Genomic DNA, 14758 nt, shown 5'->3' on the forward strand with positions numbered 1-14758 from the left:
GTCGCGCGGCCCGCGAGCGGCATCACGTCCGCGTCGTGGCCGACCGCGACGAAGCGGCCATCCTTGATCGCGACGGAAGTCGCGACGGGGTTCGTGCGGTCGAGGGTCGTGAATCTTCCGTTATGGAGGATCAGATCCGGTTGGGTCCCGGTTGCGGTCATGTGCATCACCTCGCTTCGATCAGAAGCCAAAGAGCTGTTTGAGGGTGGGGATGGCCTGCACGCCGATCACCATGCCGAGCAACCCGACCAGTGCAATCAGCGGCGGCGCGGGAGAGCGGACCTTGATTGCGCTGTAGATGACACCAATCAGCACGCCCGCACCAAGGGAAACCAGATAAGGTTCCATACGATCAATCTCCCGGACAAGTTGAAATGCAGGCCCTATGTCCTGGCAAACGCCGGGCGGACGGCATCGTGAATCATCACGGTTCGCCGTCCGCGTCGACGTATCGCCGAAGCGGCGCGTCCGGATCGGACACGCCGCTTCGGCATCGACAGTCGTGGACTGTCCGCGCTTACTTCGCCGGGACGGCCGGGATCGACTCGTGCGGCGTCGCGGTGCGCTGCGCGGCCTTGTGGACCATCGTGTACGCGTAGTCGACGCCCATGCCGTACGCGCCCGAATGCTCCTTCGCGATCGCCATCACGGCGTCGTACGTCTCGCGGTGCGCCCAGTCGCGCTGCCATTCGAGCAGCACTTGCTGCCAGGTGACCGGCACGACGCCCGCCTGCACCATCCGCTGCATCGCGAAGTCGTGCGCGGCCTGCGTCGTGCCGCCCGATGCGTCGGCGACCATGTAGATCTCGTAGTCGCCTTCGAGCATCGCGCAGAGCGCGAACGTCGTGTTGCAGACTTCCGTCCACAGGCCCGACACGACCACCTTCTTGCGGCCGTTCGCGGCCAGCGCGTCGCGCACCTTCTGGTCGTCCCACGAGTTCATCGACGTGCGTTCGAGCGTCTTCTGGTTCGGGAACACGTCGAGCAGTTCGGGATAGGTGTGACCCGAGAAGCTGTCGCTTTCGACGGTCGTGATCGTGGTCGGGATGTTGAATACCTTCGCGGCCTTCGCGAGACCGACGACGTTGTTCTTCAGCGTCTGGCGATCGATCGACTGAACGCCGAACGCCATCTGCGGCTGCTGGTCGATGAAGATCAGCTGGCTGTTGTGCGGAGTGAGTACTTCAAGCTTCGGGTTGCTCATGGCGGTGATGTCCTTTGACGCGGAGAAAAATGAGGCTCGCCTCGCCGACGAATCCGCGAGGCGTCCGATGCGCTGTGTCGGGAGGTTCGACAGCCGGCCCGCATCATTCAATACGCAAATTCGCGATCGCGCCAATTAATCGTTCTGATCATCGCGATCCTCGAAATTCAGGCTTAAGAGATCTGAATCTGGTTGAATCGACACGCGACGAACGCACAGACCTGCTAGGCTGAACCGAGACTTTCGGATCGACGCCAGATCGGTAGTTATCCAGATTTTTCACCCGGTCGTCACTCCATTCCAATTCCATGAAACCGTACACTGCTTCGCTTTTCGCCGGCATGCTCGCCGGCATCGTCTACGCGCTGATCGGCGTGCAATCGCCGGCGCCGCCGACCGTCGCCCTGATTGGCCTGCTCGGCATTCTGGTCGGCGAACAGATTCTTCCCGTCGCGCGGCGGATGGTCGGCGGAATCCGCCTCGGAACCGCGTGGAGCGACGCGAAGTGCAGCCAGCACATGTTCGGCGCGCTGCCCGGCGCGCACGCGTCCGACGCTGGCGCGAAGCGCCGCGAATCGACGCCGACCTGACCGGCATGCGTTGACCGGATGCGGCAACGCGCGTCGGCGCGCACGCGTGCGCGTTCCCGGCACGCCGTGCGATGCCTCGCCCCGATCCGTATTGGATTCGGTGCCGCTTGACGCTAACATGACAGCCCGATGCCCTTCCCCCGTGGAATTCGCCATGAAGCTGTCCTTCGAAGCGCTCGAAGCACTGGACGCGATCGACCGCACCGGTACGTTCGCCGAAGCCGCGGAACTGCTGCACCGCGTACCGTCCGCGCTGACTTACCTCGTACAAAAGCTCGAGAGCGACCTCGACGTCGCCTTGTTCGACCGCAGCGGACGCCGGGCGCGGCTCACGCACGCGGGCCGCGTCGTCGTCGAGGAAGGCCGTCGGCTTCTGCATGCCGCCGAGCAGCTCGAACGCAAGGCGCAGCGCGCGCAGCAAGGCTGGGAAACCGAGGTCCGCATCTGCGTCGACGAGATCCTGCCCTTCGACGCGATGTGGCCGTACGTGCATGCGTTCTACGGTCTCGAGATGGACACGCGGCTGCGACTCTCCACCGAAGTGCTCGGCGGCACCTGGGACGCGCTGATTTCGCGCCGCGCCGATCTGGTCGTCGGCGCGTCGGGCGAACCGCCGGAGCTGCCCGACATCGTGACGCGGCCGATCGGCACGCTCAGGCACGTGTTCGCGGTCGCCCCCGACCATCCGCTCGCAGCGCTGCCGGAACCGTTGTCGATGGCGTCGGTCGTCGAGCATCGCGGCGCGGTGATCTCCGATACCTCCCGCGAACTGCAGCCGCGTTCGGTCGCCGTCGATGCCGGGCAACCGTATCTCGCGGTGCCGACGCTCGCCGCGAAACTGGCCGCGCAATGCGAGGGACTCGCGGTGGGCACGCTCCCGGACTGCATCGCGGCACGCGCGATCGCCCAAGGCAGACTCGTCGCGCGCCAGGTGACCGGCATGCGCGACACGACCCATTGCTACATCGCGTGGCGCGGCGACGAAGCCGGACGCGCGCTGCACTGGTGGGTCGAGCAACTCGATCGCCCCGACCTCGTCGACCGGTTCACCGCGCTTGCCTGATTAGCCGGCCGCACGCCATGAAACCGCGTCAACCGAACGCATCGTGCAGGCGCTTCATCTCCTTCTCGAGCCACTCGATCAGATTGAACGACGCGTGAGCCTTCGCGGCCGGCGGGATCAGCATCCTTTCCTCGGTCGCGATGTGCTCGGTCAGCGATTCGCACATCAGCCTTCCCAGTTCAGGCTTCCTGGCGATCAGCGGCGACAGATCGCGGCTGCTCAATTGATAGGCCGTCACGGCGGTCACCGCGTAGACGCTCGCATGAAGCCGCGTGCCGGCGAGCACGACGGACTGGCCGATCGCATCGCCCGGCGCCATGCGCCTGACTTCGATGTCGCCGGCCGCGCCCGGCACGAACACCGACGCGACGCCGCTGCCGACGATGGTCAGCAGCCGCGCATCGGCATTCGACGCGTAGATCACCTCGCCCTTGTGGAACACGCGTGACGCCAGCGCGTCGGCCAGCACCGCCAGATCCGCGTCGTCGAGCTGCCGGAAGAGTTCGACCGCGCGCAACAGGCGCTGCCCCCGCGAAACCGCGCGATGCTCCGCGACGGTCCCGGCAAGCGGGCGCAACGCGACGTCCGCGGCGGCCAGGTGCCGATGGGTCAGATCGTAGAGGCGGTTGCGGACCTCGATCTTCTTCTGCAACGTGTCGACGTAACAGATGAGCTCGTATTCGATCGAGTTGGTCCTGAACGCCTTGACGACCGAAACCGGCGCGGGGCGCGTCAGCACGTCGAGCGAACTGGCGGCGGCGCGATCGAGCGCATCGACGACCACGGCGGGCCGCACGCCGGGATCGATCTCGATCGTCAGCGTCACGCCGTGCACGCTCGCGGGCTCGCTCAGGTTGACGATCGTCGCCTTGGCCGCCGCGCTGTTCGGCACGACGACCAGATTGCCGAGACCGTTGATCATCTTGGTCGCGCGCCAGTTGCTTTCGACGATGCGACCTTCGAGCTCGCCGATCGATACCGTGTCGCCGAGGCGAAACGGCTGCGTGGTGTTCAGGACCAGGCCCGAGAACACGTCGTTCAGCGTGTTCTGGAGCGCGAGGCCGAGGATGACCGCCACGGCGCCCGACGTCGCGACCACCCCGCTCAGCGGCAACCCGAGGACGTAGCCCAGCGCCGCGACGGCCGCGGCACCGAACACGGCGCCCGCCGCGATGTCGTGAAACAGCCGCTGGTTGCGCCACGCACGCGGCAGCAGCAGATGATCGAGCATCAGACTGAACACCAGCGCGCACTGCAGCCACCACGCGACGGCGATCGCCTGGATCGCAAGGCGATCGAGGCGGTCGGGCGACGACGGCACCGCGAGCGGGCTCACGCCGGTCGAGAACAGCGCATAAGTCAACGCGGCGAACGACGCGCAGCGCCAGATCGCCTTCGTCGTCGAACGGCCGGCCCCAAGCAGCCGCCAGGCAATCAGATCGGCAAGAACGATCGGCGCGCCGTAGGCGACCGTGTCGGACAGGTTCGGCATGCTGGAATGGGCTGAGGGCGCGCTTCGCGACGGGCGGGGACCCTGCGCCGGCAGTCAGTGGCGTCGCGACAGCGATGAGCGGACAGTCCCCGCGCATGCAATGTAGACGCGCCGGCCGGCCAGGTCCTGTATTCGGTCTGAAATGTTCTGAATGTGCCGTCGGCACACGGGCGCTACGCGTCGCGCGGCGACACCTCGGCCTCGCCCGCCTCGAACCCGAGCGCATGCACGGCCGACCATGCGTCGTGCGCGACCTGCGTCGGCCGCGACGTATGGGCGAGCGCGGCCGCATACGCGGCCAGCAGCCGCACGCGCGCGTCGGCGTGCTCCGGCGTGTCGTCGAGATCGCGCATCGCGTCGAGCGCCGTGCGCGCCCGTTCGCGACATTCGTCCACGAGCGACAGGTCGAACAGGCACGGAACCGCGACCGCCGCCAGCGCGATGCCGACCCGCACGTCGCCGTTCGGAGAAAACGCCCAGTCGAGCGCCGCGCGCAGATTGCCGAGCTCGCGCCGGATCACGTCGAGCCGCGATTCGGCGAGCTGCCCGCCATCGTCGATGGGCGCGAGCCTGAACAGCGTGTGGAAGTAGTTCGCATGCGCAAGCGCCGCGGCCGCGCATTCGCCGTTGTTCTCGAGTTGCTGCAGCGCATAGGCGCGCGTCGTCGTCAGCAGCCGGTAGCGCGGCGTGCCGTGCGCGCCCTCCAGGCTCAGCAGCGATTTCGACACCAGGCCGGCGATCGTGTCGAGCAGGTCTGCGCCGGCCAGTCCCTTCGTGCCGACGATCTCCCGCACCGCGTCGATCGAGAAGCCGTCCCGGAACACGCCGAGCCAGCGCAACAGCAGACGTTCCGCGTCGCCGAGCAGGCGGTAGCTCCAGTCATACATCGCCTGCAACGTCTGATGACGCGGCAACGCCGTGCGAAAACCGCCGGTCAGCAACCGGAAATGATCGTCGAGATGCGCGGCGAGCACGTCGATGCCGAGCACGGCCGCGCGGGCCGCGGCCAGTTCGATCGCGAGCGGCAGGCCGTCGAGACGCCGGCAGACCGACGCCATCAGCGTCAGGCTGCGTTCGTCGAGCGGAAAGCGCGGGTCGGCGGCGCGGGCGCGCGCCGAAAACAGCTGCACGGCGCTCGCGCCCACGATCGCGCGTTCGTCCGCGCCCTCGTCGGGCACCTCGAGCGGCAAAACCGGACACAGTCGCTCGCCCTGGATGCGCAGCGCCTCGCGGCTCGTCGCGAGCACGCGAAGGCCGGCATCCGCCTCGGTCAGCGCGGTCGCGATCCGCGCCGCGGCGTCGAGCAGATGTTCGCAATTGTCGAGCACCAGCAACATCCGCCGATGTGCGACGCTGGCGAGCACCGCCTCGAGCGTCAGCGATCCCGCCGGCTGCGCGAGCTCGAATGCGCCGGCCAGCGCGTCGGGCACGAACTGCGGGCACGCCACCGTGGCGAGCGACACGAACGCGGCGCCGTCCGGAAAGCTCGCCTCGGCGCGCATGGCCGCTTCCAGCGCAACCCGCGTCTTGCCGATGCCGCCGGCGCCGACCAGCGTCACGACGCGTGCGGTGTCGAGCGCGGCCAGGACCTCGGCGACCGTCTGTTCCCGGCCGATGAGTTCCGTCGGCGCCTGCGCGAGCCGCGACGTCGCGGGACGCACGGGCGCCGCGCGCTCGGCTTGCCCGCCCACCAGCCGGTAGCCGCGCCCCGGCACCGTGACGATCAGGTTCCGGTCGCCGCCCAGCGCCTTGCGCAACGCGGCGACATGCACCTGCAGGTTGTTTTCCTCCACGACCGTGTGCGGCCACACGCGCTGCATGATCTCGTCCTTCGACACCAATGCGCCGTTCGCCCGAATCAGGAGTTCGAGAATTTCGAATGCGCGACTGCCGATTCTCAGCAGTTTGCCGTTCGAGCGAATTTCACGTCTGTCGAGAAAGACGTGAAGCGTTCCAATCCGGATCATGTGAATTCTTAATCGTTTCCATTCGTCGATGCCCTGTCGGAAATGACACCGCTACCGTGCCAATGCTACGGCATTCGCTTCGAACAATGATTCAAATTATCAGAACACAATGAACAAATTTTTTGAATCGATGAAATTCGCGAACGCCGCCGACGGGACGGCCTTTGTTCTCGCACCCGCGCAGGGTCGCGCATCACGGCGTCCGGCGGCACCGCCGATACGCGAAATAGTGATTTACCGATGAATTCTTTTCGGGCAGCAAAACCCGGTTATTCCGGCTTCGCTTTGGCAACCCGTCGTTTGCCGTGGCGAATCGAATGAATTGCGTTAATGTTCCGGAAAAGATGACTCGCGGCATTTTGGTGAAACCGATTCCCATCCCGCCGGTCGGGCGATTTTTCCTTTCAGAATGATTCAGGCCGCGCTCAAGACAATCGGCGGCGCGGCGCGAGACGATGGGCACCGGACAACCACCGTCACGCCGCGAGGAGGCGACCATGGGCCACCGTATCGCCGGCATCCTGATTCCCGACAGCGCGATCGCGCGCGAAGCCGCCGCGATCGTGCGGGCCGGCGAGCCTGAACTCCTGTTCCGGCATGCGATGCGCGTGTTTGCCTTTGCATCGGTCATCGGCACGCGTCGCGGCATCGCCTTCGATGCCGAGCTCCTGTACGTCGCCGCGCTATTCCACGACATCGGACTGACCGAAGGCCACCGCGACTCGCACCGGCGCTACGAAATCGACAGCGCGAACGTCGCGCGCGCCTTCCTCGACGGATACGGCGTTGCCGCCGAAGACGCGGCCGAGGTATGGCGCGCGATCGCGCTGCACACGTCCTTCGGCCTTCATCCTCACATGACGCCGCTGACCGCATTGCTCGGCGCCGGCATCGAGACGGATCTCTTCGCGCGCCATCTCGACGAGGTGAGCTGCGCCGAACGCAACGAGATCGTGAACGCCTGGCCGCGCGGCCCGTGCTTCAAGGAGCTGTTCCTCGAAGCGCTCGCCGCGGGCACTGCGCATCGCCCCGAGACCGCATTCGGCAACGTATGCGCCGACGCGCTCGAGCGTTGCGACCCGGACTATCGTCGGACGAATTTCTGCGGCCTGGTGCTCGGGTCGAAATGGGCGGACTGAGCACGGCCGGCCGTGCCCGCCGCGGTCATGAACGGGGCAGCCTGACGATGAACCGGTCCAGCTCGGACGCGAGGATCGCCTCCCGATAGTTCGCGGGACGCTTGGCGCCGCGCCATTGCGGCTTGTAGATCGCGTCGCCGGTGCGAATCGTCGTGCCGGTCAGCGCGCAGCGTCCGGCGCTGCGCGACTTGGCGCTGATCCAGCGCTGCTCGTCGTAGCGACAGCGCGTCGGATCGCTCCACGATATCAACACCGACGAATCGGTCTGCCGCTCGACCGCGACGATCGCGCACCGGCGGCGCGCATCGCCGCTCGACGCAGGCGGCGCCTCGTCGCGATGGCGGCGGCGCGCGGCGTCCGCGTCGCGAAGCTGCGACAACGCACTGCGACTCACTGCGGGCGACGGGTCGAGCAGTGTCATCACGTGTTCCCAGCGATTGAAGGCGTTCATGGCAACGTATCCAGGCAAATGGCGACGGGCCGGACGCATCACACCCGGGCACATCGCGGTCGTCATCCGCCGCCGCGAACTGGCACGATCCGCGACACGATGACCTGACCTTGACGATAGCGGGCCGCCGCTAAAGAGTCTTGATGCCGGGCTTAATTTTTCTGACCGGTGCATTCATGCGTCGCGCGACACGCGCCGCGGCCGCGTTCATGACAATTCAGCGCGATTTCAGTACAGGACGCGCGGTCGCGCGATAGGCTCCTGTCCGCATTCGTTCGCTACGTTGCGCGCCCGCGGGCGCGAACGCGAACGCATGCCGGCTGCCGGCGCGATCGCCGCAGGCGGGCAGATCCGACCCAACCAACCAGCGCGGCACCGTTCCACCGCACGTTCAAGGAGTTCCCATGCGTCCCGCAGATATCGACGCCGTTCCCTCGGCGCGTCGCCGAGACATGTTGCTGGCCGGCGCGACTGCCGTTGCCGCCGCCACGCTGCCGGCCGCCGCTGCCGCCGCCGCGCCCAAACACGCCGCTTCCGCCCATCAAGGAGCCCATGCGATGAACACGATCACCACGAAAGACGGTACGCAGATTTACTTCAAGGACTGGGGCAGCGGCCGCCCGGTCGTCTTCTCGCACGGCTGGCCGCTGTGCGCCGATGCGTGGGATGCTCAGATGCTGTTCCTCGTGCAGCACGGCTTCCGCGTGATCGCGCACGACCGGCGCGGTCACGGCCGCTCGAGCCAGCCGTCGCAAGGCAACGACATGGACACGTATGCGGACGATCTGGCGGCGCTGATGAATGCGCTGGACCTGCGCGAAGCCACGCTCGTCGGCCACTCCACCGGCGGCGGCGAAGTCGCGCACTACATCGGGCGCCATGGCACGAAGCGCGTGTCGAAGGCCGTGCTGATCGGCGCGGTGCCGCCGCAGATGGTGAAATCGGCCTCCAATCCGGGCGGCCTGCCGATGGAGGTATTCGACGGCATCCGCAAGAACGTCGCCGAGAACCGTTCGCAGTTCTACAAGGATCTCGCCGTGCCGTTCTTCGGCTACAACCGCCCGAACGCCAAGGCGTCGCAAGGCACGATCGACGCATTCTGGGCGCAGGGCATGATGGGCGGCGTGCACGGCCAGTATCTGTGCGTCAAGGAATTCTCCGAGGTCGACTACACCGAGGACCTGAAGAAGATCGACGTCCCGACGCTGATCCTGCACGGCGACGACGACCAGATCGTGCCGATCGACGATTCGGCGCGGTTGTCCGCGAAGATCGTGAAGCACGCGCAACTGAAGGTGATTCCCGGCGGATCGCACGGGATGTGCGTCGTCAATGCCGACCTGATCAATGCCGAACTGCTCGCGTTCCTGAAGGCGTAAGCGTCGCGGCACGGCGCGCCCGGCCATTGCGCCGGCGCGCGCTTCAGCAAGATTCAGGATTTTTCAGGCCGGCACCATCTCGTTGCGGCGAGCGCGATCGCCAAGATCGTCGCTGCGCGATGTGGCGGGTGCTTACGGCGCGCGCGCCGGCCTGAGCAGCATGCCGATCATCACCCCTGCAACCGCGACCGCCATCGCGACCCGGAAATTGTCGGCCAGCGCGAGCGTGGTCGCCTGGACCCGGACCGCCCGGTCGAGCAGCGCATAGGCCGCCTGGTCGCCTGCCGCGAAGGTGGCGCCGTGCGACACGAGCGACGCCGCGCCGGCCCGCAGGCGGTCGAGCGTTTGCGGATCCGACAGCGTGACATGCAGACCGACGAGATTCGAATGGGTAGCTTCCATGATGCGCTGGATCACCGAGATCGACGTCGTGCCGAGCTGCCCGCTCAGCAGGCGCGTCGTCTGCACGACGGCGCCGAACGTCAGCGCGTGCTCAGCCGTCACGTGCTTGCCGAAGAAGTAGATGACGGACGTGAGCGCCATCGTCTGCCCGAGCGCCTGGAGCAACTGCGACGGGATGAAGTCGGGTTCGGCCCAGGCGGACGTGAGACGCGCGCCGAGCGCGAACGCAACCGCCACCATCAGGAAGCCGGCCACGATCATCCGGCGCGGATCGACACGCTGCAGCAGCCACGCGACGCACGGCGCGAACAGCAGTTGCGGAATCGCGATCCAGCGCAGCGTATCGCCGATCTGCAGCGGACGCAGCCCGTAGGTGCTCGCGAGAAACACCGACGGGATGAAGCTCGTATTGAGCACGGTGAAGCGTACGAGGCCGACGAGCACGATCAGCCATGCGATGTTGGGCCGCGCGAGGTAGCCGAGATCGATCCCGGCGCGCCGGGACGTGAGCTCGTGAATCAGGAATGCGGCAACCATCAGGATACCGATGCACAGCAGCGCGACGATCAACGGCGACTGGAACCAGAACAGCCGTTCGCCCTGATCAAGCGCGATGCACAGGCACGTGAATCCGCTGGCGCCGAGCAGCATGCCGCGCGTGTCCATACCGGATGCGAAACGCTTGATCGGCTCGTTCGACAGCGACAGCAGCAGGCAGACGATGAACGGAAGCGTCAGCAGCGCGTTCTGCCAGAACAGCCAGCGCCAGCTCAAATGTTCGCTGTACCAACCTTCGAGCGTCGCGGACAGGTTCAGCGACATCTCGAGGTTCATCGCATACGCGGCGATGCCGAACGGAATGAGCCGCGGCGGCAGCGTGCGGACGACGAAGCCGACGGTCAGCGGCACGAACACGCCGGACGCGAAGCCGGCGAGGCTCTGGAACACGATGAACGTGCCGAAGTTCGTGCACAGCGGCAGCACGCTTTCGACGACGAGAAACACCGACGCGCCCGCCAGCAGCACGCGCCGCGTGCCGAACACGAAGGCCGCCGCGATCGCGAGCGGGCCAACGAACATCTGCGATGCGGTGAACGCCGTGTTGATCCACGCGCCTTCGTCGAACCCGACGCCGAGCGCGCCGCGCACGTCGGCGAGCCCGAGCGACGTGATGCGCGACGTCAGCGTCGCGATGATCGCGCCGAGCAGCACGGACGCGATCGCGGCGATCGAGCGAAACGTCGGTATGTCGGTGGCCGGCGCGGCGGCCGGCCCCGGTGTCGCGCCGCCGGGGGCGAACGTGGTGTTCATCGTCGAGTGGTTTCCACACATGAGGCTCGCGCAAGCATAGCGCGATGCGAAAAAAATCGTCTGTTCGATGGAGTATCCCGACCGTGACCCCGAACCCGCCGGACGCACCGTCCCCGCCCGCCGCGCGCTCACGCACGTGGCCGATCATCCTGATCGCCGGTTGCGCGCTGCTGCTCGTCGCGCTGCTCGTCTACGAATTCGATGCGCATGAGCGCGGCACCGACGACGCCTACGTGACAGGGCACCTGCACGTGATCTCGCCGCGCGTGGCGGGCACGGTCGAGCGCGTGCTGGTGGACGACAACCGCTTCGTGCACGCGGGCGAGCCGCTCGTCCGCCTCGACCCGCGCGACTTCGACGTGCGCGTCGCGCTGCAGCGGGCGCGCGTCGCGCAGGCACACGCCGATGCGAGCCGCGCGAAGGCGCTGGTCGAACAAGCCGAGGCGACGCGCGTGTCGGCGCATGCGGACGCCGAGAAGGCCGAACTCGATTACGCACGCGCACGCGAGCTGACCCGCGAAACTCCGCGCGGGTTGTCGCAGCAGGAATTCGATGCCGCCAACGCGGCGCGCACGTCCGCCCGCGCGCGCGTCGACGCCGCCGACGCGCAGCAGCGCGGCGCGCAGGCCGCGTGGCAGGCCGCCGCCGCCGTGTCGGACCAGAACGACGCCGAGCTGCGCGACGCGGAGCTTCAGTTGCAATACACGACGGTCGTCGCGCCGTCGGACGGCTACGTCGGCAAGAAGACCGTCGAGACCGGCGAACACGTCGCGCCCGGCCAGGCGCTGCTGACGCTCGTCGAGCCGCACCCGTGGGTGGTCGCGAATTTCCGCGAGACCCAGCTGCGGCACGTGCGCACCGGCGACGTCGTGCAGTTGCGCTTCGACGCGCTGCCGGACCGGACCTTCAGCGGACACGTCGACAGCCTGTCGCCGGCGACCGGCGGGCAGTTTGCCCTGTTGCCGCCCGACAATGCGACCGGCAACTTCACGAAGGTCACGCAGCGGGTGCCCGTCAAGATCCTGCTCGACGGCCAGGCATCGAGCGAGCCGCGCATCCGGCCCGGCCTGTCGGTCGTCGTCACGCTGCAGCGCGAGCGCACGCGGCCATGATCCGCATCGCCGCCTTGTTCGCCGCCGGCCTGCTGAGCGCGTGCACGATCGCGCCTCGGCCGCTCGCGCCCGTGCCGGTCGGATCCGACCGGTTTCGCCACGCGGATGCGGCGCGCGAACCCGCAACGCCGCTCGCCGAATGGCCCGCGTGGTTCGACGCACCGCCGCTCGTCGCGCTCGTCGATGCCGCGCTCGCCGGCAATCCCGACATCCGCGCCGCCGCGGCGCGCGTCGATCAGGCGCAGGCGCTGCTCGGCGTGCGCGAAGCCGCGTTGGCGCCCACCGTCGGCGTCGCGCCGTCGTTCAGCCGCGCGCGCGTGTCGGGCACGGTCGACAACGCATTGCCGAAACGCACGATGCACAACTGGTCGGTGCCGTTCAACGCAAGCTACGAAGTCGATCTGTGGGGGCGCCTGCGCGGCGACGCCGAGATCGGCCGGCAGAATGTGCTGCAGGCGGACGCGGATCGCGCGGCGGTGCGCCTGCGCGTCGCGACCGACGTCGCGGCCGACTACCTGACGCTCCATTTCGTCGAACAGGATCTCGCGACGCTCGCGCGCGCGATCGAGCTGCGGCGCACCGCGCTCGACGTGATCGCCGCGCGCGTGCGGGCCGGCGCGGCGAGCGATCTCGACGCGCTGCGCGCATCGGCCGATCTCGATACGGCACGCGCCGATCTCGCGGACAGCAGGCGGCTGCGCGAAAACCTCGTCGACGCGCTCGCCGTGCTGACCGGCGTGTCGCCGACCGCATTCGCCGTCGCGCCGACCGCATCGGCCGTTCGCGTACCGGACGTGCCGCCCGGCCTGCCGTCGACCCTGCTCGCGCAACGGCCGGACGTCTACGCGGCCGCGCGCCGTGTCGACGCGGCATCGCTCAACATCGGCGTCGCCCGCACCGCGTGGCTGCCAACGTTGACGCTGACCGCGCAGGGCGGTTTCGCCAGCCGCGATCTCGGCACGTTTCTCGATCGCAACAGTTCGCTGTGGGGACTCGGCGCGAGTGTCGCCGAAACGCTGTTCGACGGCGGCAAGCGCGACGCCGCGGTAGCCGGCGCGACGGCGGGCGCCGACGTCGCCGACGCGAACTATCGCGCGACCGCGCTCGGCGCGCTGCGCGAGGTTCAGGATGCGCTCAACGACATCGCCGCGCAGAAGGAGCGGATCGTGCGCTACGACGGCGCGGCGCGCGCCACCGAGGCGGCGGCGCGGTTGTCGCTGAGCCGTTACGCGCACGGCTACGTCAGCTATCTGGAAGTCATCGACGCGGACCGCGATGCATTGAGCGCGCAACGCCAGCTGATTCACAGCCGCCAGGCGCTGGCCATCGCGACGGTCGGTCTCGTGCGCGCGCTGGGCGGTGGGTGGACGCCGCCGGCGTCGGCGCCGACGGGCGACGCGCATCGCGCCGGGCCGTTCTGAAAATGCCTGAACATGCGTTCCGCCGTCGCTGGCGCACGCCGATGCCGTCGCGTCGAACGCCCCGGCGCGCCCGCTCAGTCGCCCGCGCCGGCCGGACGCACGCCGAGCGCCTCGGCCTGGCGCACGAGATCCGGCAGCGTGCGGACCTGCATCTTCTTCATCACCTGCGCACGATGCACCTTCACCGTGATTTCCTGCAACCCGAGATTCGACGCGATCTGCTTGTTCATCAGGCCCGCGATCACCTGGCTCATGACTTCGCGTTCGCGCGGCGTCAACGATGCATAAGCCTGCCGCACCGCATCCAGCGCGCGCTCGCGCGCGAGGCGTTCGCCGTCGCGGGCCAGCGCGCGGCCGACCGCATCGAGCATCGTCTCGTCGTCGAACGGCTTCGTCAGGAAATCGAGCGCGCCGCCCTTCATGGCCTTCACGGTGGTGGGTACGTCGCCGTAACCCGTCATGAACAGGATCGGCACGTTCAGGCCCGCGCGCACCGCTTCCTCCTGAACGGCGAGCCCGCTCTCGTCGGCAAGGCGCACGTCGAGGATCAGGCAGCTCGGCACGTCGGGCCGCTCGAAGGCGAGGAACGCGCGCGACGTCGCGAACGTCTCGACGCGAAATCCCGCCGAGCGCAACAGCGCGCTCAGTGCGCGCCGCAGCGTGTCGTCGTCGTCGACCACATAGACGATGGGCGCGGGATCGCCCGCGCCCTGGTTGCGGTTCGAAGTCATATCCGGCGTGCTCGCCATCGCATTCCCTGTGTAGTCATCCGCTTCATTATCGAATGATAAACCGAGAAAAATCCGGGCGGTTACGCCTGAACGCGCGACGTGACGGCCGGCGGGCCGCTCACGCGGGCGGTGCGCCGGATGCGACCTGATCGATCAGGTTGAGCATGTCGTCAGACGGAAACGGCTTGCGCAGGAACGCGACCGCGCCTTGCGCGAGCGCCCGGCGGACCGACTCGTCGTCGCCGTGCGCCGACATCAGGATGATCGGAAGCGCCGCGTTGCGCTGTGCCAGCAGGCGCTGGACGTCGAGACCGCCCATCCCTTTCATCTTCAGGTCGAGCAGCACGCACGCCGCGTCGTCCAGCGGGCCGGCCGCGAGGAATTCCTCGCCCGACGCGAACGGCAATGCGGTATGGCCCGCCGATTTCAGCAGGCTGGCAAGACTCTTTCGGACCGACGCATCGTCATCGATGATGCAAACAAGGGCCATGAAATA

15 protein-coding genes are annotated in these 14758 nt (G+C 67.8%); 6 read left to right on the forward strand and 9 right to left on the reverse strand.

Annotation, left to right across the window (positions count from 1 at the left end):
* Positions 1-180: 180 nt before the first annotated feature.
* Together WS46_RS08900 and WS46_RS08905 are read right to left on the reverse strand one after the other, a co-directional pair.
* A complete protein-coding gene (locus WS46_RS08900; protein WP_059534375.1) occupies positions 181-348 on the reverse strand; it encodes a DUF1427 family protein in 168 nt (55 codons plus the stop codon).
* Between the two features lie 169 nt (positions 349-517).
* Positions 518-1204, reverse strand: a complete 687-nt coding sequence (locus tag WS46_RS08905; RefSeq protein ID WP_059534377.1) for a hydrolase — start codon at positions 1202-1204, stop codon at positions 518-520.
* A 308-nt stretch (positions 1205-1512) separates the two neighbouring features.
* Between WS46_RS08905 and WS46_RS08910 the strand changes: the two genes are divergently transcribed.
* On the forward strand, positions 1513-1794 hold the full coding sequence (locus WS46_RS08910; protein ID WP_059690238.1) for a XapX domain-containing protein: 282 nt from the start codon (positions 1513-1515) through the stop codon (positions 1792-1794).
* A gap of 154 nt (positions 1795-1948) precedes the next feature.
* Positions 1949-2857 (forward strand): LysR family transcriptional regulator, encoded by a 909-nt coding sequence (locus WS46_RS08915; protein WP_059690239.1) that lies wholly within the window; start codon positions 1949-1951, stop codon positions 2855-2857.
* A 28-nt stretch (positions 2858-2885) separates the two neighbouring features.
* Here WS46_RS08915 and WS46_RS08920 read toward each other — a convergent pair whose 3' ends face one another.
* The 3 genes from WS46_RS08920 to WS46_RS35165 form a co-directional block, all read right to left on the reverse strand.
* Positions 2886-4349, reverse strand: coding sequence for a mechanosensitive ion channel family protein (locus WS46_RS08920; RefSeq protein ID WP_059690240.1), 1464 nt, complete (start codon positions 4347-4349; stop codon positions 2886-2888).
* 173 nt (positions 4350-4522) lie between these two features.
* Positions 4523-6316 carry a winged helix-turn-helix domain-containing protein gene (locus WS46_RS08925; RefSeq protein ID WP_059690241.1) on the reverse strand — a complete coding sequence of 598 codons (1794 nt, stop codon included), beginning with the start codon at positions 6314-6316 and terminating at the stop codon, positions 4523-4525.
* Between the two features lie 193 nt (positions 6317-6509).
* Complete coding sequence (locus WS46_RS35165) at positions 6510-6815, reverse strand: hypothetical protein (RefSeq protein WP_156443104.1); 306 nt, start codon at positions 6813-6815, stop codon at positions 6510-6512.
* On the opposite strand from WS46_RS35165, the gene WS46_RS08930 reads away from it, so the two are divergent.
* Positions 6814-7455, forward strand: a complete 642-nt coding sequence (locus tag WS46_RS08930) for an HD domain-containing protein (protein WP_059690242.1) — start codon at positions 6814-6816, stop codon at positions 7453-7455. The genes WS46_RS35165 and WS46_RS08930 overlap by 2 nt on opposite strands.
* Positions 7456-7480: 25 nt before the next feature.
* Here the strand turns inward: WS46_RS08930 and WS46_RS08935 are convergent, their stop codons facing one another.
* A complete protein-coding gene (locus tag WS46_RS08935) occupies positions 7481-7906 on the reverse strand; it encodes a DUF3331 domain-containing protein (RefSeq protein ID WP_059690243.1) in 426 nt (141 codons plus the stop codon).
* 557 nt (positions 7907-8463) lie between these two features.
* Between WS46_RS08935 and WS46_RS08940 the strand changes: the two genes are divergently transcribed.
* A complete protein-coding gene (locus WS46_RS08940; RefSeq protein WP_179949138.1) occupies positions 8464-9285 on the forward strand; it encodes an alpha/beta fold hydrolase in 822 nt (273 codons plus the stop codon).
* Positions 9286-9417: 132 nt separating this feature from the next.
* On the opposite strand, the gene WS46_RS08945 is transcribed toward WS46_RS08940, so the two are convergent.
* A complete protein-coding gene (locus WS46_RS08945; protein WP_059690291.1) occupies positions 9418-10998 on the reverse strand; it encodes an MFS transporter in 1581 nt (526 codons plus the stop codon).
* Positions 10999-11081: 83 nt separating this feature from the next.
* Here WS46_RS08945 and WS46_RS08950 point away from each other — a divergent pair, with 83 nt between their 5' ends.
* Both WS46_RS08950 and WS46_RS08955 read left to right on the forward strand, forming a co-directional pair.
* Entirely contained in the window at positions 11082-12110 is a 1029-nt protein-coding gene (locus tag WS46_RS08950; protein WP_059690244.1) for an HlyD family secretion protein, read from the forward strand.
* Positions 12107-13531 carry an efflux transporter outer membrane subunit gene (locus WS46_RS08955; protein WP_059690245.1) on the forward strand — a complete coding sequence of 475 codons (1425 nt, stop codon included), beginning with the start codon at positions 12107-12109 and terminating at the stop codon, positions 13529-13531. The genes WS46_RS08950 and WS46_RS08955 overlap by 4 nt, the downstream gene beginning before the upstream one ends.
* A 74-nt stretch (positions 13532-13605) precedes the next feature.
* Here WS46_RS08955 and WS46_RS08960 read toward each other — a convergent pair whose 3' ends face one another.
* Together WS46_RS08960 and WS46_RS08965 are read right to left on the reverse strand one after the other, a co-directional pair.
* Positions 13606-14262, reverse strand: coding sequence for a response regulator transcription factor (locus WS46_RS08960; protein WP_257129939.1), 657 nt, complete (start codon positions 14260-14262; stop codon positions 13606-13608).
* Between the two features lie 118 nt (positions 14263-14380).
* On the reverse strand, positions 14381-14752 hold the full coding sequence (locus WS46_RS08965; protein WP_059690247.1) for a response regulator transcription factor: 372 nt from the start codon (positions 14750-14752) through the stop codon (positions 14381-14383).
* Between the last annotated feature and the right edge of the window lie 6 nt (positions 14753-14758).

Origin of the sequence: Burkholderia sp. RF4-BP95, from assembly GCF_001521985.1 — a bacterium.
Lineage (GTDB): Bacteria > Pseudomonadota > Gammaproteobacteria > Burkholderiales > Burkholderiaceae > Burkholderia > Burkholderia diffusa.

What these genes read in the sequence shown, in the direction of transcription:
- WS46_RS08955 (WP_059690245.1), top strand. Translation starts at nt 12,107, where the DNA reads ATGATCCGCATCGCCGCCTTGTTCGCCGCCGGCCTGCTGAGCGCGTGC.
- WS46_RS08910 (WP_059690238.1), top strand. Translation starts at nt 1,513, where the DNA reads ATGAAACCGTACACTGCTTCGCTTTTCGCCGGCATGCTCGCCGGCATC.
- WS46_RS08920 (WP_059690240.1), bottom strand. Translation starts at nt 4,349, where the DNA reads ATGCCGAACCTGTCCGACACGGTCGCCTACGGCGCGCCGATCGTTCTT.
- WS46_RS08960 (WP_257129939.1), bottom strand. Translation starts at nt 14,262, where the DNA reads ATGACTTCGAACCGCAACCAGGGCGCGGGCGATCCCGCGCCCATCGTC.
- WS46_RS08965 (WP_059690247.1), bottom strand. Translation starts at nt 14,752, where the DNA reads ATGGCCCTTGTTTGCATCATCGATGACGATGCGTCGGTCCGAAAGAGT.
- WS46_RS08900 (WP_059534375.1), bottom strand. Translation starts at nt 348, where the DNA reads ATGGAACCTTATCTGGTTTCCCTTGGTGCGGGCGTGCTGATTGGTGTC.
- WS46_RS08930 (WP_059690242.1), top strand. Translation starts at nt 6,814, where the DNA reads ATGGGCCACCGTATCGCCGGCATCCTGATTCCCGACAGCGCGATCGCG.
- WS46_RS35165 (WP_156443104.1), bottom strand. Translation starts at nt 6,815, where the DNA reads ATGGTCGCCTCCTCGCGGCGTGACGGTGGTTGTCCGGTGCCCATCGTC.
- WS46_RS08940 (WP_179949138.1), top strand. Translation starts at nt 8,464, where the DNA reads ATGAACACGATCACCACGAAAGACGGTACGCAGATTTACTTCAAGGAC.
- WS46_RS08945 (WP_059690291.1), bottom strand. Translation starts at nt 10,998, where the DNA reads ATGAACACCACGTTCGCCCCCGGCGGCGCGACACCGGGGCCGGCCGCC.
- WS46_RS08915 (WP_059690239.1), top strand. Translation starts at nt 1,949, where the DNA reads ATGAAGCTGTCCTTCGAAGCGCTCGAAGCACTGGACGCGATCGACCGC.
- WS46_RS08925 (WP_059690241.1), bottom strand. Translation starts at nt 6,316, where the DNA reads ATGATCCGGATTGGAACGCTTCACGTCTTTCTCGACAGACGTGAAATT.
- WS46_RS08905 (WP_059534377.1), bottom strand. Translation starts at nt 1,204, where the DNA reads ATGAGCAACCCGAAGCTTGAAGTACTCACTCCGCACAACAGCCAGCTG.
- WS46_RS08935 (WP_059690243.1), bottom strand. Translation starts at nt 7,906, where the DNA reads ATGAACGCCTTCAATCGCTGGGAACACGTGATGACACTGCTCGACCCG.